This is a genomic window from Haliovirga abyssi, assembly GCF_030295325.1.
GTDB lineage: Bacteria > Fusobacteriota > Fusobacteriia > Fusobacteriales > Haliovirgaceae > Haliovirga > Haliovirga abyssi.
This window is the reverse complement of sequence record NZ_AP027059.1, coordinates 1,975,280-1,996,603: the sequence shown is the minus strand read 5'-3', so window position 1 is coordinate 1,996,603 and position 21,324 is coordinate 1,975,280. Positions and strand designations below refer to the sequence as shown.

At 26.4% G+C, this 21,324-nt stretch carries 19 protein-coding genes; all 19 read left to right on the top strand.

The window, feature by feature from the left end; genetic code table 11:
* The first annotated feature begins 2 nt into the window (after positions 1-2).
* The 19 genes from RDY08_RS08830 (at position 3) to pseI (ending at position 21,301) form a co-directional block, all read left to right on the top strand.
* Entirely contained in the window at positions 3-1,523 is a 1,521-nt protein-coding gene (locus RDY08_RS08830) for a 2-isopropylmalate synthase (RefSeq protein ID WP_307904011.1), read from the top strand.
* A 1-nt stretch (position 1,524) separates the two neighbouring features.
* Positions 1,525-1,692, top strand: a complete 168-nt coding sequence (locus tag RDY08_RS08825; protein WP_307904010.1) for a hypothetical protein — start codon at positions 1,525-1,527, stop codon at positions 1,690-1,692.
* Between the two features lie 383 nt (positions 1,693-2,075).
* On the top strand, positions 2,076-3,041 hold the full coding sequence (locus tag RDY08_RS08820) for an Rpn family recombination-promoting nuclease/putative transposase (protein WP_307904009.1): 966 nt from the start codon (positions 2,076-2,078) through the stop codon (positions 3,039-3,041).
* A gap of 65 nt (positions 3,042-3,106) precedes the next feature.
* On the top strand, positions 3,107-4,756 hold the full coding sequence (locus RDY08_RS08815; protein ID WP_307904008.1) for an NHL repeat-containing protein: 1,650 nt from the start codon (positions 3,107-3,109) through the stop codon (positions 4,754-4,756).
* 1 nt (position 4,757) lies between these two features.
* Positions 4,758-5,309, top strand: a complete 552-nt coding sequence (locus tag RDY08_RS08810; protein WP_307904007.1) for a DUF1694 domain-containing protein — start codon at positions 4,758-4,760, stop codon at positions 5,307-5,309.
* 52 nt (positions 5,310-5,361) lie between these two features.
* A complete protein-coding gene (murA, locus tag RDY08_RS08805; RefSeq protein ID WP_307904006.1) occupies positions 5,362-6,627 on the top strand; it encodes a UDP-N-acetylglucosamine 1-carboxyvinyltransferase in 1,266 nt (421 codons plus the stop codon).
* A gap of 2 nt (positions 6,628-6,629) precedes the next feature.
* Positions 6,630-7,340, top strand: a complete 711-nt coding sequence (gene rlmB / locus RDY08_RS08800) for a 23S rRNA (guanosine(2251)-2'-O)-methyltransferase RlmB (RefSeq protein ID WP_307904005.1) — start codon at positions 6,630-6,632, stop codon at positions 7,338-7,340.
* A gap of 1 nt (position 7,341) precedes the next feature.
* Positions 7,342-7,944 carry a sigma-70 family RNA polymerase sigma factor gene (locus tag RDY08_RS08795; protein WP_307904004.1) on the top strand — a complete coding sequence of 201 codons (603 nt, stop codon included), beginning with the start codon at positions 7,342-7,344 and terminating at the stop codon, positions 7,942-7,944.
* Between the two features lie 246 nt (positions 7,945-8,190).
* Positions 8,191-9,486: a 3-isopropylmalate dehydratase large subunit gene (locus RDY08_RS08790; RefSeq protein WP_307904003.1), complete on the top strand. Its 1,296-nt coding sequence runs from the start codon at positions 8,191-8,193 to the stop codon at positions 9,484-9,486.
* Positions 9,487-9,499: 13 nt separating this feature from the next.
* The gene (locus tag RDY08_RS08785; protein ID WP_307904002.1) at positions 9,500-10,048 is read left to right on the top strand and encodes a LeuD/DmdB family oxidoreductase small subunit; all 549 of its coding nucleotides are present in this window, start codon (positions 9,500-9,502) and stop codon (positions 10,046-10,048) included.
* 217 nt (positions 10,049-10,265) lie between these two features.
* Positions 10,266-10,982 (top strand): lytic transglycosylase domain-containing protein, encoded by a 717-nt coding sequence (locus RDY08_RS08780; RefSeq protein WP_307904001.1) that lies wholly within the window; start codon positions 10,266-10,268, stop codon positions 10,980-10,982.
* A gap of 21 nt (positions 10,983-11,003) precedes the next feature.
* The gene (gene argJ, locus RDY08_RS08775; RefSeq protein WP_307904000.1) at positions 11,004-12,230 is read left to right on the top strand and encodes a bifunctional glutamate N-acetyltransferase/amino-acid acetyltransferase ArgJ; all 1,227 of its coding nucleotides are present in this window, start codon (positions 11,004-11,006) and stop codon (positions 12,228-12,230) included.
* A 24-nt stretch (positions 12,231-12,254) separates the two neighbouring features.
* The gene (argB, locus tag RDY08_RS08770; protein WP_307903999.1) at positions 12,255-13,145 is read left to right on the top strand and encodes an acetylglutamate kinase; all 891 of its coding nucleotides are present in this window, start codon (positions 12,255-12,257) and stop codon (positions 13,143-13,145) included.
* Positions 13,146-13,163: 18 nt separating this feature from the next.
* Positions 13,164-14,366, top strand: coding sequence for an aspartate aminotransferase family protein (locus tag RDY08_RS08765; RefSeq protein ID WP_307903998.1), 1,203 nt, complete (start codon positions 13,164-13,166; stop codon positions 14,364-14,366).
* A gap of 132 nt (positions 14,367-14,498) precedes the next feature.
* Positions 14,499-16,490 carry a PAS domain S-box protein gene (locus tag RDY08_RS08760; protein ID WP_307903997.1) on the top strand — a complete coding sequence of 664 codons (1,992 nt, stop codon included), beginning with the start codon at positions 14,499-14,501 and terminating at the stop codon, positions 16,488-16,490.
* Positions 16,491-16,962: 472 nt separating this feature from the next.
* A complete protein-coding gene (gene pseB / locus RDY08_RS08755; protein ID WP_307903996.1) occupies positions 16,963-17,985 on the top strand; it encodes a UDP-N-acetylglucosamine 4,6-dehydratase (inverting) in 1,023 nt (340 codons plus the stop codon).
* A gap of 12 nt (positions 17,986-17,997) precedes the next feature.
* Complete coding sequence (locus RDY08_RS08750) at positions 17,998-18,840, top strand: cytidylyltransferase domain-containing protein (RefSeq protein ID WP_307903995.1); 843 nt, start codon at positions 17,998-18,000, stop codon at positions 18,838-18,840.
* Positions 18,833-20,251 (top strand): UDP-2,4-diacetamido-2,4,6-trideoxy-beta-L-altropyranose hydrolase, encoded by a 1,419-nt coding sequence (gene pseG, locus RDY08_RS08745; protein ID WP_307903994.1) that lies wholly within the window; start codon positions 18,833-18,835, stop codon positions 20,249-20,251. The genes RDY08_RS08750 and pseG overlap by 8 nt, the downstream gene beginning before the upstream one ends.
* A 30-nt stretch (positions 20,252-20,281) precedes the next feature.
* Complete coding sequence (gene pseI, locus RDY08_RS08740; protein WP_307903993.1) at positions 20,282-21,301, top strand: pseudaminic acid synthase; 1,020 nt, start codon at positions 20,282-20,284, stop codon at positions 21,299-21,301.
* The last annotated feature ends 23 nt before the right edge of the window (positions 21,302-21,324 follow it).

Sequence of the window (21,324 nt, the reverse complement as noted above, 5' to 3'; positions counted from 1 at the left end):
TAATGAAAAAAATAGATATTTTTGATACTACTTTAAGAGATGGAGAGCAAGCCCCTGGAGCTACAATGAATGCAAAAGAAAAAATAACGCTTGCAAAACAATTGGAAAAATTAAATGTAGATATTATAGAAGCAGGATTTCCAATAGCATCGCCAGGAGATTTTGATGCTGTTAAAACTATAGCAGAAAATATAAAAGGGAGAACAATAGCAGCTTTAGCAAGAGCTACATCAAAAGATATAGAAACAGCAGCAAGAGCTTTAGAAAAAGCAGAAAAGCCAAGAATACACACTTTTATTGCTACATCTCCAGTTCATATGAAATATAAATTGAGAATGGAGCCTGAAGTGGTATTAGAAAGAGCTAGGCAAGCTGTTAGACTTGCTAAAAAATATGTTGATGATGTAGAGTTTTCAGCTGAAGATGCAGGAAGATCAGATTTGGAATTTTTATATAAAGTATATGCAGCAGCAATAGAAGAGGGAGCAACTGTATTAAATGTTCCTGACACTGTTGGGTATAAACTTCCTGATGAATTTGGAAGATTTATAAAATCTATAAAACAAAATACAAAAGGGATAGAAAAAGCTAAAATAAGTGTTCACTGTCATAACGATTTAGGATTAGCTGTTGCAAATTCTATAGCAGCAATTCAAAATGGAGCAGAACAAGTAGAATGTACTGTAAATGGTGTAGGAGAAAGAGCTGGGAATGCTGCAATGGAAGAGCTAGTTATGATATTAAAAACAAGAACTGATATTTTAGGAGATTATTTTACAGATATAAACAGTAAACAGTTTTATAATACAAGCAAAATGGTAGAAACATTTACAGGATTTTATATTCCTAAAAATAAAGCAATAATAGGAATTAATGCTTTTAAACATGAATCAGGAATACATCAAGATGGAGTATTAAAAGAAAGAAGTACATATGAAATATTAAAACCTGAAGATATAGGAGTATTTGGAGATAATATTGTACTTGGAAAACATTCAGGAAGACATGCTTTCAAAGTAAAAGTAGAAGAGATGGGATATAATTTAGAAGATAGTGAAATAGAAAATTTATATAAAAAATTCTTAAAATTAGCTGATAATTTAAAAGAAGTAAAAGAGCAAGATATAAGAGCTATAATAGATGGAGAAAGAACTTTAGTTGACGAAGAATATAAAGTGTTATATGTAAGTGTATCAAGTGGAACTCAGATACCAAGTGCAGTTGTAAGATTATCAAAATCAGGAGAAGAATTTACAGAAACATCTATTGGAGATGGACCAGTAGATGCAGCGTATAAAGCTATTGATAAAATAGTTGGTGAAAAATCAATTTTACTTGATTATAATATAAAATCTACAAGTGAAACAAAAGAAACATTAGGAGAAGCAAGAGTTAGAATAAAAGGTTCAAAAGGAAATTATACTGGAATAGGAGCAAGTACTGATATTATTGAAGCAAGTGTAAAAGCTTATCTACACGCTATTAATAAGATGATTTTTGAAGAACAAAAGGGAGGGGAATAATTTGAAGTACAGAGTTAAGATTTATAACGAAAGTGATGAGATGATTTCAGATGACATTTGGTATGGAAATTCAATAGATAATGTTAAATTTTGGGTTGATTTAGCAATAAGAGATATAATTCAAAAGTTGCATTATAAACATTTATATTATGAAATTGATGAGGCTTAAAAGCAGGGTGTGAATACCTGCTTTTTTGTTTTAAGATTGGGGATATGTGTAGGGGTAATTCATGAATTACCCTTACGTTTTTTGCGATGGGATATTCGTAATGGTAATTTATCATGTCTTAAAGAAATAAGCATATTAAAGTATTGAAAAAATATAGTAAGTTTAGTATAATAGAATTGATGAATTTTTTAATTTAATAAGAAAGTATAAATTTTACTCAGAAAATAAGCTACGCTATTTTTTTAAGTATGAGATTTTTCAAAGCAAAATTTTTCAGAAACCAAAAATTTAGAAAAATATTTATGCTTTACCGGATGAAGCGTAGCTTATTTATTAATAAATTTTTTTATAAATTAGAATGATTAGAGTATAAGGGGAAAATTATGAGAAATAAAGTAAAAAGAGACGATATGTTCAAGAAGATATTTTCAGATAAAAAATTATTTCTAATGCTCTTAAAAGATTTTATAAAAGAATCTTGGGTATCAGAAATAGATGAAAGTAAACTTGAATTAATTCCATCATTATTTACAGATGGATTAGAAACTAATAGAGAAAGTGATATAATTTATAAAGTTAAAATTAATGGAGAAGAGATATTTGTATTTGTTTTATTAGAACAACAATCAAATATAAATTTTTTAATGAGTTTTAGAATATTAGAATATATGGTGAAACTTTGGAGAAAATATATAGATGATAATAAGAAAGCATCAAAAAATAAAAGTTTTTTATTGCCACCAATATATCCAATAATTTTTTATGACGGAATAAAGAATTGGACATCAGTAAAAGAGTTTAAAGAAAAAGTAAAAAATGAAGAAAAATTTAAAAGATTTATACCTAATTTTGAATATGAATTAATAGAACTGAACAAAATAAGTTTTGAAAAACTTGAAACTTACGAAGATTTATTATCAACACTGTTATTAATAGATAAGATAAAAAAGCCAGAAGAGTTATCAAAATTAAGTAATATAGAAAAAAGTTATTGGGAAAATGTGAAAAAAGATATTGGAAGTAAAAGAGAATTAGAAAAAGTAGTAGAAGCAATGAATTTGCTATTAATAAGGATAAATGTTCCTAAAGAAGAAAGAGAAGAAGTTATTGAGCAAATTTATGAGGGGAGGTTGGAGAATATGTTTGAGATGGCAGTACATTATGATGTGCAGGAAACAAGAATGTTAGCAAGAAAAGAAGGAATAAGAGAAGGAATAAGAGAAGGAATAAGAAAAGAGGTAGAAAATGTAGTAAGAAAGTCAATAATGTTAGGATTAGACATTGAAACTATAATGAAATTAACATCTCTAACAAGAAAAGAGATAAAGGATATATTATCAAAAAATTAATATTCTTTAGAATTGTCTTAAAGATGGTTTGTTAATTTGATAATAAATTTTCAACGGGGGAAGTTATGAAACCAATTTCAGATTATTATAATGATGGAAAATTAGAGATTTTTGTATATGAATTTGAAAACAAAGTTGTTGTTAATAATGAAGAGCTAAAATATGATTTTAATCATCCTAGATGTATAGAGTATGGAAAAAATAAAATTTATATATCAGATAGTTATAATAATAGAATTGTTATATATGATATAGATAAAAAAGAGTATTCTGAATTTGGAAAAGGTATTTTGAGTGAACCATATGGAATGAAAATATATAGGAATAAAATTTATATTATTAATTCTACAAAAAAAACAATTTCTATATTTGATGAAAAAAACAATTTCTTAAAGGAATTTAAAGTTGGGAAACTATATCCTATAAAATTAGATATATATAATAATAAAATATATGTTTTGGATAAATCATCTAGTGAAATATATTTATATGATTTTTCTGGGGAAAAAACAGATGAATTGTCTATAAAATTAAAATTTCCTTCTGATATAAAGGTTTTAAAAGGGAATATATATATAGCTGATACATTTAATAAAAGGGTTATAAAATTATCTGATTATGGAATTTTATTAAAGACAATTATAGCAGGAGATTATTACTCAATATTAAATATAGAAAAGGATAATTTGTGGTATTACTGTGAAAAAAAATCTGAATTAAATAAATTAAAAATATCTTTAAACAAAGATAATGTAGAAGAAATTTTAAAATCTGGAAATAGGAAAGAAGAACTTTTATATTATTATATAAGAAATGAAAATAAAGAAAAAACAGCAGAAATTTATAATAAAAGTTTATTAAATAAGAAATATAAAAATGAAAATAAAAAACTTATTGAATTTATAGATGAAAAAAATAAGAAAGAGTTATATAAAATTTTAAACTCTTATTATTGGGAAATGAATAACGAAATCAAAGAGATAAAAAGTATAAATAAAATAGATAATTTAAAACTTTCAAAACCAAAAGCTATTTGTGTAGAGGATGAAAATATATGGCTAAGTTTAATAGGTTATAAATTGCTTTTAAAATTTAATAAAGATTTAAATTTTAAAGATGCTTATAAATTTGAAATTTTATTTGATAAAATAGCAGTAAATAATAAAACAATATTTATAATAGATTATTATTATAAAAAAGTATATTTAATAGATAAAGAAAATTTTAATACTAAAAAAGTTATAAAAGAAAAAACATTAGTAAGCCCTGTAGAATTAAAATTATATAATGAAAAATTATATGTTTTAGATTCATATTATAAAAAGATTTTTATATTTACAAAAGATGGAAGCAAGAAAAAAGAGTATAAAATAAATGGAGAAAATCCAATATCATTTGAAATATTTGAGAATAATATATATGTTTTAGATAAGAAAAATTCTGAAATATCAAAATATAATAGATATTTTGAACTTGAATATAAAAAAAAATTAAATGGATTAAAATATCCAGAAAGCATAGTTTCAGATGAATATGGGAATTTTTTTATAAGCGATGAAGGAAATGGAAGAGTAATAAAATTTGATAAAAATTGGAGTTTATTATTTGAAATAGGAGATTTTGGAATGCCAAGAGATCTATTTTTTGATAAAAATAAACTTTATGTATCAGATTTTGCAAAAGGAGAATTAAAAATTATAAACATGGAGAGATAAAATGGATAAACGAGAAATGATAGATGAAATTGAGAAAAATAGAATGAGTTTTTTGAAAGTTCAAAGTGAAAAAAATATATTTTTAGGAGAATACAAAGAGAGAATAATTGCTGCTTTAACAAAAGACCAAATAATAGAAGATGATGTATATCCAGAAATTATAGCTGCAATAAATGAAACTAGAGCTTATATTTTAAAGATGTCAAGAGATTTACCATTGAAAAAATTAAAGCCATATATAGCAGAAGCAGAAAAGATAAAATTAAAATATCAATTAGTGGACGGATTAGCCTATAGTGGAAATATAGGACTAATAATAGCAGCAAAAGAAGCATTAAAAGAGACAAAAGAAAATGTAGTAATTAGAGATATGGATCAGGATTTTATTGATGCTGGACTTGGAGAAAAATTCAGCAAAAATAAGGGGAAAAAGATTTGTGATGAATGTTATGAACAAGTTGTGAAGAAATTGCCACAATATAAAGATGAATTTAAAAAAATGACTATATTTGATAAAATATTAGGGATTAAATGTGCCGTTTGTAAGAAATAAGATGAAAATAAAATCATGAAATAGAATTAGTAAAATATGGAGGAATAAATAGATGGTAGATGGATTTAAAATAAATGGAAATAAAAAATTAAAAGGAAAAATAAGAGTAAGTGGTTCTAAAAATGCATCACTTCCAATTTTAGCAGGGTCTTTATTAGAAGAGGGAGAGTATATCTTTGAGAATGTTCCAAATTTAAAAGATATTAGAACTATGTTAAAATTATTAACAGAGTTAGGAATAGAAGTTGAAAAAATAGATGAGAATAGTTATAAACTTATAAACAGAGGAATAAAAAGTATAGAAGCTCCATATGATTTAGTAAAAACAATGAGAGCTTCTTTTCTTGTAATGGGACCTTTATTAGGAAATGTAAATCAAGCAAAAGTTTCTCTGCCTGGTGGTTGTGCAATTGGAGCAAGACCTGTCGATTATCATCTGAAAGGATTTGAGAAATTAGGAGCAACAATAAATTTAGAACATGGATATGTAGAAGCAGTAGCTAAAAAATTAGTAGGAAATAAAATATATTTAGATTTTCCAAGTGTAGGAGCTACCGAAAATATAATTATGGCAGCTGTAAAAGCAGAAGGAGTAACTATCTTAGAAAATGCAGCAATGGAGCCTGAAATAGAAGATTTATGTAATTTTTTAATAAAAATGGGTTCTAAAATAAGTGGAGTAGGTACAAATAGATTAGAAATTACTGGAGTTAAAAAATTATATCCAGGTAGATACAAAATAATTCCTGACAGAATAGAAGCAGGAACATTTATAATTTTAGCTGCATTAGTGGGAGAAGATTTGAAAATATTAGGGGCAAATTTGTCACATTTAGAAAGTTTTTTAATGAAATTAAAAGAAGCTGGAATAGAAGTTATAGAAGAAGATGGAGAATTAACAATTGAAAAAAAAGAATTAAAAGCAATAAAAATAGAAACAAGGCCACATCCTGGATTTCCAACAGATATGCAGGCACAAATAATGATTTTACTTAATTTTGTAAAAGGAACAAGTGAGATAAAAGAAACAATTTTTGAAAATAGATTTATGCATGTATCTGAATTAAATAGAATGGGTGCCAATATACATATAGAAGGAAATATAGCTATAATTACTGGTGGAGGTCAATTAGAAGGGGCAGAAGTTATGTGTTCTGATTTGAGAGCAGGAGCAAGTTTAGTACTTGCAGCACTTGCAGCAAAAGGAGAAACAATAATAAATAGAGTATATCACATAGACAGAGGTTATGAGAAATTTGAAGAAAAATTAAAAAAAATAGGAGCAGACATAGAAAGAATAAAATTAGGAGTTGTTTAAATATGAATAAAATATATGGTGTAAATCCAGTAAGAGAAGCAGTAAAAAAAAATAGTGAAATTGAAAAAATAGAGATTTATGAAGGAGTTAATAAAAATAAAATTGAAGAAATTGTGAATTTATGTAAAAAAAATGGAATAAAAGTCGATTATATAAAGAAAAGAGAGAAAGACACTCAAGGAATAGTGGCTTACTTAAAAGAATATAATTATGTTGTTGATGAATGGGAATTTTTAGAAAGATTAGCAGGAAAAAAAGAGAGTACAGTACTTGTTTTAGATAATGTACAGGACCCTAGAAATTTTGGTGCTTTAATAAGAAGTGCAGATGCTTTTGGAGTAGATGGAATAATAATTCCAGAAAAAAGAAGTGTGAAAATAAATGAGACAGTGATAAAAACTTCAACAGGAGCAATAGAACATGTAAATATTGTAGTTGTTAAAAATTTAGTAGAATTTATGAAAAAATTGAAAAAAATAGATTTTTGGGTATATGGAGCAGAAGCAGATGGTAAAAATTATTATACTAAAGAAAAATATGCAAATAAAACTTGTTTAGTTTTGGGAAGTGAAGGGCAAGGTATTAGAAAACTTGTAAAAGAAAATTGCGATATTATGGTTCAAATACCAATGGTTGGGAATGTAAATTCTCTTAATGTTTCAGTAGCAGGAGGAATATTATTATCACAAATTCTATTAAATAGGAGAGGATAAAATGCAGATAAAAGACCTTGATGAAAAGTTAATAGAAGAAGCAAAATCTGGAAATGAGGATGCTGTAAATGAAATTTTTACAGAGTATAAAGATTTTGTATATATAAAATCCAAAAATTACTTTTTAATAGGAGCAGATCATGAAGATTTAATTCAAGAAGGAATGATAGGATTATTAAAAGCTATTAGAGGATATGATTCAAATAAATTAGCATCTTTTAAAACATTTGCATCAATTTGTATAAAAAGACAGTTGATTTCAGCTATAAAGAGCTCAAATACTAAAAAAAATAAAGCGTTAAATAAAGTGGTGAACGATTATGTAGATGATAATTATGATAGTTCAAAATATTTAGAATCTTATATAATCTATAATCCAGAAGAGATATATATATCAAGAGAACAAATAGAAGGATTAAAAAGTTATTTGAAAAAGAATTTAAGTAAATTTGAATATAATGTTTTTAAAAAAATGATGTGTGGAGAAAGCTATACAGAAATAGCAGAAACTATGGATAAAAAGACAAAGGCAATTGACAATGCAATGCAGAGAATAAAAAGAAAAAGTGAGTATTGGTTAGAAAAATATAAAAAAGGAAATTAGAAAGAGAGATAAAAACTCTCTTTTTTTATTTACTAGGAAAGTATAAATTTTATTTGGAAAATAAGCTATGCCATTTTTTTGAAATATGCAATTTTTCAAGGCAAAATTTTTCAGAAACCAAAAATTTTGAAAAACATTTATACTTTACCATATGACGCATAGCTTATTTTTTTATTGACAAAATAATAGGAAAGTTGTATAATTATATGTATTAATAGACTATGACAGAGATTAGGAGGCAGCAAAATGGGAATGACAATTGTTGAAAAAATATTAGCAAAACATTCAGGAAAAGAAAAAGTAACTCCTGGTGAAAATGTATGGGTAGATGTAGATGTACTAATGACACATGATGTAACAGGGCCTGGAACAATGGCTATTTTTGAAGAAAAATTTGGAAAAGATGCAAAGGTTTGGGATAAAGAAAAAATAGTATTAGTGCCTGATCATTATATATTTACAAAAGATAAACATGCAATGAGAAATATAGAATATGTAAAAGATTTTGCGAAAAAACAAGAGTTGAAATATTTTTATGAACCATTTACAACAAATTATAAAGGAGTATGTCATGTAGCGTTAGCCCAAGAAGGACATACTAGACCAGGAGAAGTATTATTTGGAACAGATTCTCATACAGGAACAGCAGGAGCATTTGGAGAATTTGCAACAGGAATAGGAAATACAGATGGTGCTTATATAATGGGTACAGGTAAATTGTGGGTAAAAATTCCAGAAACTATGAGATTTACATTTGAAGGAGAATTGCCTCCATACATAATGGGAAAAGATATAGTATTACAAGTTATAGGAGATATTGGATTTGATGGAGCTACATATAAATGTATGCAATTTGATGGCGAAGCAATTCATTCTTTAAGTATGGAAGAAAGAATGACAATTTGTAATATGAGTATAGAAGCTGGTGGTAAATGCGGAATAATAGAGCCAGATGAAATTACAGTTGAATATGTAAATGAAAGAACTAATAGACCATTTGAAATGTTAAAATCTGATGAAGATGCTAATTATTCATTTACAAAAGTCTATGATGCAACTAAATTAGAACCAGTAGTAGCAAAACCACATTCTCCAGGGAATAAAGAGCTAGCTAAGAATTTAAGTGATGTAAAATTAGATAGATCATACATAGGGTCTTGTACAGGTGGAAAAACAGCTGATTTTGTAGCAGCAGCTAAAATATTAAAAGGTAGAAAAGTGGCAATAGATACGTTTATTGTGCCAGCAACTACAAAAGTAAATGAATCTTTGGATAAGATAAAATTTGATGGTCAAAGTTTAAGGGAAATATTTGTAGAAGCAGGGTGTAAAGTAGGAAAACCTTCTTGTGCAGCATGTCTTGGAGGTCCAGTAGATACATTTGGAAGAACTCATAATACAGAAGTAGTAATATCTACTACAAATAGAAATTTTCCAGGTAGAATGGGTTCTATGGATGCACCAATATATTTAGCATCTCCATATACAGCAGCAGCTTCAGCAGTTACTGGGTATATTACAGATCCAAGAAAGTTTATATAAGGGAGGAATTAGAATGGCAGATATAATAAAAGGAAAAGCTTATGTTTTAGGTGATAATATAGATACAGATCAAATAATTCCTGCAATGCATCTTGTATATAAATTAGATGATGAAGAGGAATCAAAACTTTATGGGAAATATGCATTTTCTGGATTACCAAAAGAAGCAATAGGAGATACTCCTTTTATAAAAGAGGGAGAATTTGAATCAGAATATAAAATAGTAATATCTGGTAAAAATTTTGGATGTGGTTCAAGTAGAGAGCATGCACCATTTGCATTAGCAAAAGCAGGGATAGAAGCTGTAATAGCAGAAGATTATGCAAGAATTTTTTATAGAAATAGTGTTGATGGAGGATTTTTAATTCCATATGAAACAGAAAAAAGATTAATAGATGAAATAAAAACAGGAGACGAACTTGAAATAGATGTTTTAAAAGGAATTTTGAAAAATAAAACGTCTAAAAAAGAGTATGTTTTAAAGGAATTAGGAGATGTAAAAGATATAATAGATGCTGGTGGATTATTTAATTATGCAAAAGAAAAAAATTATATAAAATAAAAATAGTAGGGGTTTGCCAATGGCAAACCCTATTTTTTAAACCATTTTATTTTTCGAATTATCTTGATAAATATAAGGAGATAGAGTATAATTGTGAGAAGAAGAATATTAGGAAGATTATAAAAATGGGATATAATTTTTTTGATATTTATTTATTCAGGGGGCGATTAAAATCAAAGAAAAAGCAAATAAAAAACAGAAAAATAAAATTGAAACTATGTTTGAGGAATTTATATCTATAAAAGCAGGTAGACCAGGTATAAATATTAGAATGAGTAAATTTGCTACATTTATATTATTGCTGTTTCTTGGTATAGGAATAGCACTATTTTCTCAACTTATAATTAGAGAAATTTCCCAAAGAAATATACAAATTGAAAAACATAGAAGAACAATAGAAAGATTAAAAGCTGAAATGAGAATAAAAGATAAAAAGTTAAAAGAATTAATAGAGTTTAAAAAACTATTAGATGCAATAAAAAATTTAAGTAGAAATACATTAAATAAAAATGAACAGGAAAAATTATCAGAAGTAATATATAAAGAAAGTCAAAAATATAAATATAATTGGAGAATGATTTTGGCAGTTATAATGACAGAAAGTAATTTTAGGGCAAGGCTAAGATCGACTGATCCTTCATATGGATTAATGCAAATAAAATATAGGACAGCAAAAGAAGCAGGTAAAAAAATAGGAGTAAAACTAAAAAATAAATATGAACTGTATAATATAGAGAAAAATGTGTTAATTGGTGCTTTTTATCTTTTTGAACAGATTTTAAAATTTGATAATGTGAAAAAAGGTATTGTAGCTTATAATTTAGGACCTTCTCTTACTAAAAAAATAAGTGATAAAAAAAAGAGTAAAGATATAACTACTGCATATTTAAAAAAAGTTGTAAATAACTATAATTTTCTAAAAGAGAATTTTTAATTTAATATAGAGGTGATAAAAATGAACGAAGTGAAAGTATTAAAAGATGGAGATATTACTTGGGTAAATGGATTTAAATCTTCTGGAGTAGTTGCTGATATAAAAGGCAATGGAGGAGATAAAAAAGATTTAGCTATTATTTATTGTGAAAAGGAATGTGTAACAGCAGCTGTTTTTACAACTAATAAAGTCAGGTCAAGAACTATTGATGTAAATAGGGAAAATTTATCAAAAGGAAATATTAATGCAATAGTTGTAAATAGCGGTAATGCAAATGCCTGTGTAGGAAAAAAAGGATATATGGATGCTCTTAGGATGACTGAAATAACAGCTGAAAATTTAGGATTAGATAAAGAAAAAGTTTTGGTATGTTCCACTGGAGTGATAGGTGTGCAATTACCTATGGAAAAATTAGAAAAATCTATTCCAAAAGCAGTAAAAGAGATAAAAGATAATGGTGGAAAAGATACAATAGAAGCTATAATGACAACAGATTTAGTAAAAAAACATATAGCGGTAGAATTTGAAACAGAAAATGGTGAAAAAATAAGAATTGGTGGAATAGCAAAAGGGTCTGGTATGATACATCCTAATATGGCGACTCTGCTTGGATTTATAACAACAGATATAGATATAGATAAAGAGCTTTTACAAAATACATTAAAAGATATAACTGATAAGACATTTAATATGATTTCAGTTGATAGAGATACATCTACTAATGATAGTCTTATTATTATGTCAAATGGTTTTGCTAATAATCAAAAAGTTACAGATAAAAATAGTATAGATTATTTGAGGTTTAAAAATGCTTTAAATTTTGTAATGGAGCATTTAGCTAAAAGTATTGCAAGAGATGGAGAAGGAGCTACAAAATTAATAGAAGTAAAAGTTTTAAATGCTGACTCTGATAAAGATGCGAAAAATATAGGAAAATCAGTAATAACTTCACCATTAGTAAAAACAGCAGTTTATGGAGAAGATGCAAATTGGGGTAGAATAATTATGGCAATTGGATATTCTGATGCTGAAGTGGAAGAAGGAACAATTGATATTTTTGTAGGAGATATAAAAGTATGTGAGAATGGAATAGGAGTTTTAGAAAGTGAAGTTGAAATTAATAAAGAATTAAAAAAAGATGAAATAGTTATAACTATTGATATAAAATTAGGAGAGGCAACAGCAAGAGTTTGGGGTTGCGATTTGTCATATGATTATATAAAAATAAATGCTGATTATAGGAGCTGATAAATATTGAAGGAGGATAGCAAATTGATAGGGAAAAAAATTGAAAGAGCTGAAATATTAATGGAAGCATTGCCATATATAAAAGAATTTTATGGAAAAACAGTAGTTATAAAATATGGTGGGAATGCAATGATAGATGAAAAAATAAAAGATGAAGTTGTTCAAGATATAGTTTTAATGAAATTTGTAGGAATGAATCCTGTTATTATTCACGGTGGTGGACCTGAAATAAATAAAGTGTTAAGTAAATTGGGGAAAACTGCACAATTTAATATGGGGAATAGGGTTACAGATTATGAAACTATGGAAGTAGTAGAGATGGTATTAGCTGGAAAAATAAATAAGAATATAGTAACAAAATTAAATAAATTTGGTGGAAAAGCTGTAGGGCTTAGTGGTACAGATGCCAATTTGATTGTTGCAGATAAAAAATATATTGAAAAAGAGGGCGAGAAAGTAGATATAGGTTATGTTGGAAATGTAAAAACTATAAATCCTAGAATGATTAGGATATTAGAAAAAGAGGGATTTATTCCAGTAATATCTCCTGTAGGTGTGGATGAAGAAGGAAAAAGTTATAATATAAACGCTGATTATGTAGCAGGAGAATTAGCAGGAGCATTAGGTGCATATAAATTTATATTAATGACAGACATAGCAGGTATATTAAAGGATATAGAAGATAAAAGTAGTATAATATCAGAAATGAGTTTAGATGATGCAGAAAAACTTATTGATAGTGGGATTATATCTGGTGGAATGTTGCCTAAAGTAGATGCTTGTTTAACAGCATTAAAAAAAGGCGCAGAGAGAGTCCATATAATAGATGGAAGAGTTAGACATGCTATTTTATTGGAACTATTTACAGATGATGGAATAGGAACAATGATAAAAAAAGCAGATAAAGAAGATTAGAGAGGAGATAATTAAAGAATGGATTTAAAAACATTAAAAGAAAAAGATAAACAATATATAATGAATACTTATGGAAAAATAGATGTGTCATTTGTATCTGGAGATGGAGTAAAATTATATGATACTGAAGGAAATGAGTATTTAGATTTTTTTGCAGGAATAGCAGTAAATAATTTGGGATATTCTTATCCTAAAGTTGTAGAAGCAATAAAAAATCAAGCAGAAAAAATTATGCATAGTTCAAATTTATATTATATTGAGCCACAAATAAAATTAGCGGAACTTTTAGTTAAAAATACAATTTTTGATAAAGTTTTTTTTGCAAATAGTGGAGCAGAAGCTAATGAAGGTGCAATAAAATTAGCTAGAAAATATGGTAAGTTAAAGTTAAATGGGAAATTTGATATAATTACTATGAAAAAATCTTTTCATGGTAGAACATTAACAACCGTTACAGCAACAGGACAAGAGAAATATCAAAAACATTTTACACCTCTTACAGAAGGGTTCAAATATGCTGAATTTGGAAATATAGAGGATTTAAAATCTAAAATAGATGATAATACATTAGCTATAATGATAGAAGTTATACAAGGAGAAGGTGGAGTTAATATTGCGCCTAAAGAATATTGGGAAGAGTTGCAAAAATTAGTAGATGAAAAAGGGATATTGCTTATAATTGATGAAGTACAAACTGGAGTAGGAAGAACAGGGTATTTATATGCATATGAAATTTACGGATTGAAACCTCATATGATTACATCAGCAAAGGCTCTTGGAAATGGGTTGCCAATAGGAGCTTTATTAGCAACGGATGAAGTTTCGATATTTGAGCCTGGAGATCATGCTTCTACATTTGGTGGAAATTTTATGGCGACAGCATCAGGTATAGCTGTAGTAGAGGAAATTTCTAAAAAAGAATTCCTATATGGTGTGAGAAAAAAAGGAGAATATTTTAGATTTAAATTAAATGAATTAGTAAAAAAATATAATTTTGTAAAATCAGTTAGAGGAAAAGGGCTTATGATAGGTCTAGAGATAGAAAGCGATTTAATAAAAGATACAGTAGAAAAAATGTTAAAGAGAAAAATATTAATTGGAAGTGCTGGTGGAGTAGTTTTAAGATTTTTGCCACCATTAATAATAGAAGAAAAAGATATAGATGCTGTAGTTGAAAATTTAGATGAAATATTTGAAGAAATTAAGAAAGATAGAAAATAGTTATAAAAATAAAGAAAATGCGGAAATTATTTCTGCATTTTCTTTATTTTAGGGATTTGATATGGTATAATTAAGAAATGGATGTAGCAGTTTTGATATTAATTTATGGTAAATTATGGAGGTGAGTATAAATTGAATGATACGAAAAAAGAATGTGAATATTTAATGGATATAACAACAGATATAATAAGTTTTCATGATAAAGATAGAAAATTTACAAAAGTATCTAACTCTGTTTTTAAGGTATTAGGATATAGAGCAGAAGAACTTATAGGTAAGGATCCATATAGTTTTATACATCCAGATGATATAGAAAAAATGGCAAAAAAACTACATACTACAAATAAAGATTCAGAGATGATTTATGAATATAGAATGAGAAATAAAAAAGGTGAGTATATATGGGTAGAAAGCAAGATAAATCCTATATTTAATGAAAATAGAGAAATTATTTCAATGGTATCAATTACAAGAGATATTACAAAAATTAGAAAAATGGAAAATGAGATAAAAGAACAATATATATTAATAAGAAAAATAATAGATAATGCACCTGCTTTTATTTTTGCAAAAGATAAAGAGGGTAAATTTTTAATTGCCAATAAAACATTAAGTGATTATTATGGTATTCCAATAGAAAAAATAGAAAATTTTAAAATAGAAGATATATATGAAAAATATAATTTAAATTTGGAAGAAGCAGAAGAATATCTTAAAAGCGATATAGAAGTTATAGAAACTAAAATAGAAAAATATATTCCTTTAGAATCTTTTACAACTATAAAACAAGATAAAAGGTGGTTAGAAGTTAGAAAAATACCATTTGAAATAAGTGGAAAGGTTTATTCATTAGGAATAGCAATAGATGTGACAGAAAGAAAAGAAAAAGAGGAAGAATTAAAAAAAGCAATAGAGGAAGCTAAAAAAGCAGATAAAGCTAAAAGCTTGTTTTTAGCTAATATGAGCCATGAATTAAGAACTCCATTAGGCGGAGTTATAGGTATGTTAGAAATTTTAGAGATTACAGAGTTAGATGAGAAGCAGATGAAATTTGTAAAAATGGGAAAAAATTCTGCTGAAAATTTATTGGAAATAGTGAATGATATATTAGATATATCTAGGATGGAAGCTGGGAAAGTAGAAATAAATAAAACTGAAATTGAAATAAAGAGTTTTTTTGAAAATCTTATAGAATTTTTATCGATAAATGCTAATAAAAAAGGGTTGGAATTATTATTGGATTTTGATAAAGCACTGCCAAAACAGATAATGGCAGATGAAGGGAAAATAAGACAAATATTAACAAATTTAATAGGAAATTCTATAAAATTTACAGATGATGGAGTAATTAATATAAAAGTAAAAAAAGAATATATTATAGATAATAAAATGGGAATAGAGATTAAAGTAAAAGATAGTGGAATAGGAATAGAAAAAAGCAAAATTGATAAAATTTTTGAACCTTTTACACAAGGAGATTCTTCATATAATAAGAGGTATAAAGGTACAGGACTAGGACTATCTATTTCGAAAAAATTAGTAGAATTAATGGGCGGAAGAATATTTATAAACAGCGAAAAGGGGAAAGGGACAGAAATAACTTTTATATTACCTTTAGAAATTTTAAATAAGAATAATGAAATAGAGGATATTAGTGATGAGTTAGATAAAAATATAGATGAAGAGAATGCAGTGATGAAAAATAATAAAACAAAAAATGATAAAATGAAATTAGAGGAGATTAAGGAAGAAAAAATAGTTCTTATAGTAGAAGATAATGTTATAAATGCTCATTTGTTGGAGTATTTAATGAAAAAAATAAATTTTAAAACAATAACAGCAACTAATGGAAAAATTGCTATTGAAATTTTAGAGAAAATGGAGAAAATAGACTTAATATTAATGGACATACAAATGCCGGTAATGAATGGATATGAAGCTACTAAAATAATAAAAAATGATTCTAAATTAAATAAAATACCAATTATAGCTGTTACAGCATATGCAAGAGAAGAGGAAATAGAAAAAATATTAGAAGCTGGTATGGAATTGTGTATAACAAAGCCTGTAGGGAAAGAACATTTGTATAAGGCTATTGAAAAAATATTAGGAATAAAAATATAGGAACGGCTTAAAAATAATATTCTCATTTTGTTGAAAAATACGCAATGATTTAAGCATTTTTATAACAAAATATTAAAAATTTACTTTTAAAATTAATTTTAATTAAAAAAAGATAGAACTTTTATTTTAGTTTTATCTTTTTTGTGGTTTTTGTTTTATTCGCCTTTGGGCGAACTCCTTTTTTCTTGATAAAAAAGGAGCAAAAAATCAAGTGCTAGTGCTCCAAGTTATAATTTTCTAAATGGACTTGCCTACAACTGCCAAACTCGCTGCGCTCAGACAGTGGCAGCTGCTTAACGGCAAATCCATTAAGAAAATTTATAACTTTACGCAAATGCACGGGGGAATTAAAAGATAAAAACAAGAAATAAAAGATAAAAGATAAAAGATTTTAGGGAATTTTGATAACTTGCCGATAATAAAAGAAATAAAGAAAATTTAAAATTTAAAATTTAAGAAATTAAAAAGGAGAATGATGGAAATGTTAAATAATGCTAAAATATTAATAACTGGTGGAACAGGCTCATTTGGGAAAAAATTTATAGAAGCTATATTTAATAAATATAATCCTGATAAAGTTGTTATTTTATCAAGAGATGAATATAAACAATTTATGGTAAGGCAAATGTTTGAAAAAAAATTAACTAAAAAACAATTTTCAAAATTGAGATTTTTTATTGGAAATGTAAGAGATAGAGAAAGATTATATAGAGCATTTAAAGGGATAGATTATGTAATTCATGCTGCTGCAATGAAACAAGTACCAGCGTGTGAATATAATCCGAAGGAAGCTATAAAAACAAATATAAATGGAGCAATGAATATAATAGATGCTGCTCTTGATTGTGGTGTGAAAAAAGTTATTGCATTGTCTACAGATAAAGCTGTAAATCCTATTAATTTGTATGGTGGAACTAAATTAGTATCTGATAAACTGTTTATAGCTGCAAATTCATACAAAGGAGAAAAAGGAACGGTTTTTTCGGTAGTTAGATATGGAAATGTGGCTGGAAGTAGAGGCTCTGTAATACCTTTTTTTCAAAAATTAATTGATAATGGAGCAACGGAATTGCCTGTAACTGATATTAGAATGACAAGGTTTTGGATGACACTTGAAAAGGCTTCTGAATTAGTATTTAAAGCATTAGATGAATCTAAGGGCGGAGAAACATTTGTATTTAAAAATGAATCTTTTAAAATAACAGAATTAGTAAAAGCTATGTTGCCTAGTGGAAAAATTAAAGAGGTAGGAATAAGAACAGGGGAAAAATTACATGAACGTATGATTACAAGTGATGATTCGAGAATGACATATGAATATGGAGATTATTATATTATTTATCCTGATTTTGAATGGTGGAATTTTGAAGAGTATTTTTTACCTGGCGGGAAATTAATAGAACAAGGATGGGAATATAACTCTGGAGATAATAGTGAATGGTTGGATGCAAAAGATTTAAAAAAAGCATTAGATGAAATTGAAATAGGATATTAAGGTGTGATAATTATGAAAATAGGATGCATAATTCAAGCTAGAATGAGCTCATCAAGATTGGCAGGGAAAGTAGCACAATTCCTGCCTTTTGATTCAGGAATAACTGTATTAGAGCAGGTAATAAGAAGAGTGAAAAAAAGTAAAAAAATAGATAAAATAATAGTAGCAACAACTACAAACGAAGATGATAATGAAATTATTAAAATTGCAAACAGAGAGCAAGTTGATTTTTATAGAGGCTTAGAAGAGAATGTATTATCAAGATACTATTTATCAGCAAAAAAAAGTAATTTAGATATTATAGTGCGAATAACTAGCGATTGTCCTTGTATAGATTGGGAAATAATAGATGAATTAATACAAAAACATATAAAAGAGAAGAATGATTATACAACTAATGCGTTAAAAAGAAGTTTTCCTCATGGCTTGGATGCAGAAATAATTAATTTTAAAGTTTTGGAAGAGGCTTATAATAATGCAAAAGAAAAATTTGAAATAGAGCATGTAACTCCATATATTTATAAGAGTCATTCTGAAAAATTTAAAATAGGGATTTTGGAAGCTCAAGATGAATTAAGAGCTCCTAATATAAGAATAACATTGGATACTAAAGAAGATTATATATTATTATGTGCAGTATATGATTTTTTATATATGAAAAATAGATATTTTAGAGCAGAAGATATTATAAAATTATTTAATGAGAAAAAATGGTTATATAATATAAATAATAAAATTGAGCAGAAAAAAGTTTGTAAAAATTTGAATGAAGAGATAGATGAAGCGATAAGACTACTTAATAATCAAGATTTAGATAGAGCTAAAAATTATCTAAAGGAGAAATATTATGGATAATAAATTTTATATATTTACAGAAGGTGGAACTGAAATAGGGTATGGGCATATAACAAGATGTAGTGCTCTTTATGAAGAGATAGAAAAAAGAGGATATGAAGTTGAATTTATTATAAATGGAGATGAAGAAGTTTTAGATATAATTAAAAATAAAAAAATCAGATTAATAGATTGGAGAGATGAAAATTATCTTTCCAATTTGTTACATAAAAATGATTATGTTATAATAGATTCATATTTGGCAGACAAAGAAATTTATAAATTTATATCAAATAAAGTGGGGAAAATTTTATATATTGATGATAATCAAAGAATAGAATATCCTAAAGGAATAGTTGTTAATCCTTCTATTTATGGAAAAGAATTAAATTATCCTGAAAAAGAAAGAATAAGATATTTGTTGGGGGCTAATTATGTAATACTTAGAAAAGAATTTTTGAATATTCCTATTATGAAAAACCATAAAGATAATAAAGATAATAAAGATAATAAAGAAAAAATAGAAGATATTTTAATTACATTTGGTGGCTCAGATATTAAAAATATTACTCCTAAAATTCTAAAATTATTAGCTAAAAATGATTTAAAACTAAAAAAACATATAGTAATAGGAAAAGGTTATAAAAATATAGCTCAAATAAAAAAAGAAGCAGATAATAATACAAATTTTTATTATAATTTAAATGCAGAAGAGATGAAAAACTTAATGTTAAAATGTGATTTTGCAATTTCGGCAGCAGGTCAGACTATTTATGAATTATTAAGAATAGGAATTCCTTTTGTTGCAATAAAAGTGGCAGATAATCAAGAAAATAATATTAAAGGATTATCAAAACTAGGAATAAATTGTTTTGATGAATTTACAATAGAAAAGTTAAAATTATACTATTTTAAAATTCCAAAAATTATAGATGGAAAAGGTGTTAATAGAATAATTAATAATTTTTTTATTGATTATAAAATTAGAAAACTGGAAGAAAAAGATAAAAAAAACATATATGATTTATCAAATAAAGATTATGTCAGACGATATTCTTTAAATAAAAATAAAATTCTTTGGAGTGAACATTTGATTTGGTTTGATAAACAATTAAATGATAAAAACACTATTTTTTTTGTTATAGAGAGTGGTAAAAATGATTTTTTGGGACAAGTTAGATTAAATAAAATTATAGATAAAGAAGAAGCAGTAATAAGTGCTAGTTTTAGTGAAAAAATAAAAGGTAAAGGTATGGGAAAATATATTTTGGGTGATGTAATAAAAAAAGTAAAAAAAGAAAGAGATGATATAAAAAATATTATAGCGGTGATTAATAAAAATAATATTTCTTCGGTAAAATTATTTAAGAGGTTAGGATTTAATTTATTTAAAGAAGGAGAAGAATTTTCGAAATATATAAAGAAAATATAGAAAATAGGAATACAAAAAAGGAGGTTAATTATGAAAAGTTGTTTTATTATTGCAGAATTATCTGCAAATCATGGACATAAAATAGAAAATGCAAAAAGAACTATAAAAAAAGCAAAAGAAGTTGGAGCGGATGCTATAAAAATACAAACGTATACAGCTGATACTATTACCATTGATTGTGATAATGAATATTTTAAAATAAAACAAGGAACAATTTGGGATGGAACTACTTTGTATAAATTATATCAAGAAGCTTACACTCCTTGGGAATGGCATAAAGAACTTTTTGATTATGCAAAAGAGATAGGAATAACAATATTTTCTACCCCTTTTGATTTTTCAGCAGTTGATTTATTAGAAAAGTTAAATACTCCAATATACAAAATAGCATCTTTTGAAATAACGGATATTCCATTAATAGAATATGCTGCTTCAAAAGGAAAACCAATGATAATATCTACAGGAATTGCAACATTAGAAGAGATGAAAGATGCTATAGAAGCTTGTAAAAGAGTTGGGAATAGTGATATAACTTTATTGAAATGTACATCTCAATATCCAGCAAAATTAGAAGATGCAAATTTGAAAACAATGATTGATATGAAAGAAAAATTTAATGTGAAAATAGGGGTTTCTGACCATACAATAGGGAGTATAGTTCCAACAACAGCAGTAGCTCTTGGAGCAGAAGTTATAGAAAAGCATTTTATAATAGATAGAAATATAGGCGGACCTGATGCGAGTTTTTCTATGACACCAGATGAATTTAAAGAGATGGTGGATAGAGTAAGAGATGTAGAAAAGACACTTGGAAAAGTTGATTATGAATTAACAGAAAAGAAAAAAAATAGTAGAGTATTTGCGAGATCTTTATTTGTTGTGGAAGATATAAAAAAAGGTGAGATTTTAAATGAAAAAAATGTGAGGAGTATAAGACCTGGATATGGAATTGCTCCAAAATATTATAAAGATATATTAGGAAAAAAAGTTGTGGTGGATATAAAAAGAGGAACTCCACTGAATTTGGAAATGATAGAGATAAATAAGTAAAAAAAATTAAAAAAAGTAAAAAA

Excerpts from the sequence above, each read along its gene's own strand:
- RDY08_RS08795 (WP_307904004.1), top strand. The coding sequence starts at position 7,342 with ATGCAGATAAAAGACCTTGATGAAAAGTTAATAGAAGAAGCAAAATCT.
- RDY08_RS08765 (WP_307903998.1), top strand. The coding sequence starts at position 13,164 with ATGGATTTAAAAACATTAAAAGAAAAAGATAAACAATATATAATGAAT.
- RDY08_RS08785 (WP_307904002.1), top strand. The coding sequence starts at position 9,500 with ATGGCAGATATAATAAAAGGAAAAGCTTATGTTTTAGGTGATAATATA.
- RDY08_RS08790 (WP_307904003.1), top strand. The coding sequence starts at position 8,191 with ATGGGAATGACAATTGTTGAAAAAATATTAGCAAAACATTCAGGAAAA.
- RDY08_RS08815 (WP_307904008.1), top strand. The coding sequence starts at position 3,107 with ATGAAACCAATTTCAGATTATTATAATGATGGAAAATTAGAGATTTTT.
- pseB (WP_307903996.1), top strand. The coding sequence starts at position 16,963 with ATGATGGAAATGTTAAATAATGCTAAAATATTAATAACTGGTGGAACA.
- RDY08_RS08750 (WP_307903995.1), top strand. The coding sequence starts at position 17,998 with ATGAAAATAGGATGCATAATTCAAGCTAGAATGAGCTCATCAAGATTG.
- RDY08_RS08820 (WP_307904009.1), top strand. The coding sequence starts at position 2,076 with ATGAGAAATAAAGTAAAAAGAGACGATATGTTCAAGAAGATATTTTCA.
- RDY08_RS08830 (WP_307904011.1), top strand. The coding sequence starts at position 3 with ATGAAAAAAATAGATATTTTTGATACTACTTTAAGAGATGGAGAGCAA.
- murA (WP_307904006.1), top strand. The coding sequence starts at position 5,362 with ATGGTAGATGGATTTAAAATAAATGGAAATAAAAAATTAAAAGGAAAA.
- RDY08_RS08810 (WP_307904007.1), top strand. The coding sequence starts at position 4,758 with ATGGATAAACGAGAAATGATAGATGAAATTGAGAAAAATAGAATGAGT.
- rlmB (WP_307904005.1), top strand. The coding sequence starts at position 6,630 with ATGAATAAAATATATGGTGTAAATCCAGTAAGAGAAGCAGTAAAAAAA.
- pseI (WP_307903993.1), top strand. The coding sequence starts at position 20,282 with ATGAAAAGTTGTTTTATTATTGCAGAATTATCTGCAAATCATGGACAT.
- RDY08_RS08780 (WP_307904001.1), top strand. The coding sequence starts at position 10,266 with ATGTTTGAGGAATTTATATCTATAAAAGCAGGTAGACCAGGTATAAAT.
- pseG (WP_307903994.1), top strand. The coding sequence starts at position 18,833 with ATGGATAATAAATTTTATATATTTACAGAAGGTGGAACTGAAATAGGG.
- argJ (WP_307904000.1), top strand. The coding sequence starts at position 11,004 with ATGAACGAAGTGAAAGTATTAAAAGATGGAGATATTACTTGGGTAAAT.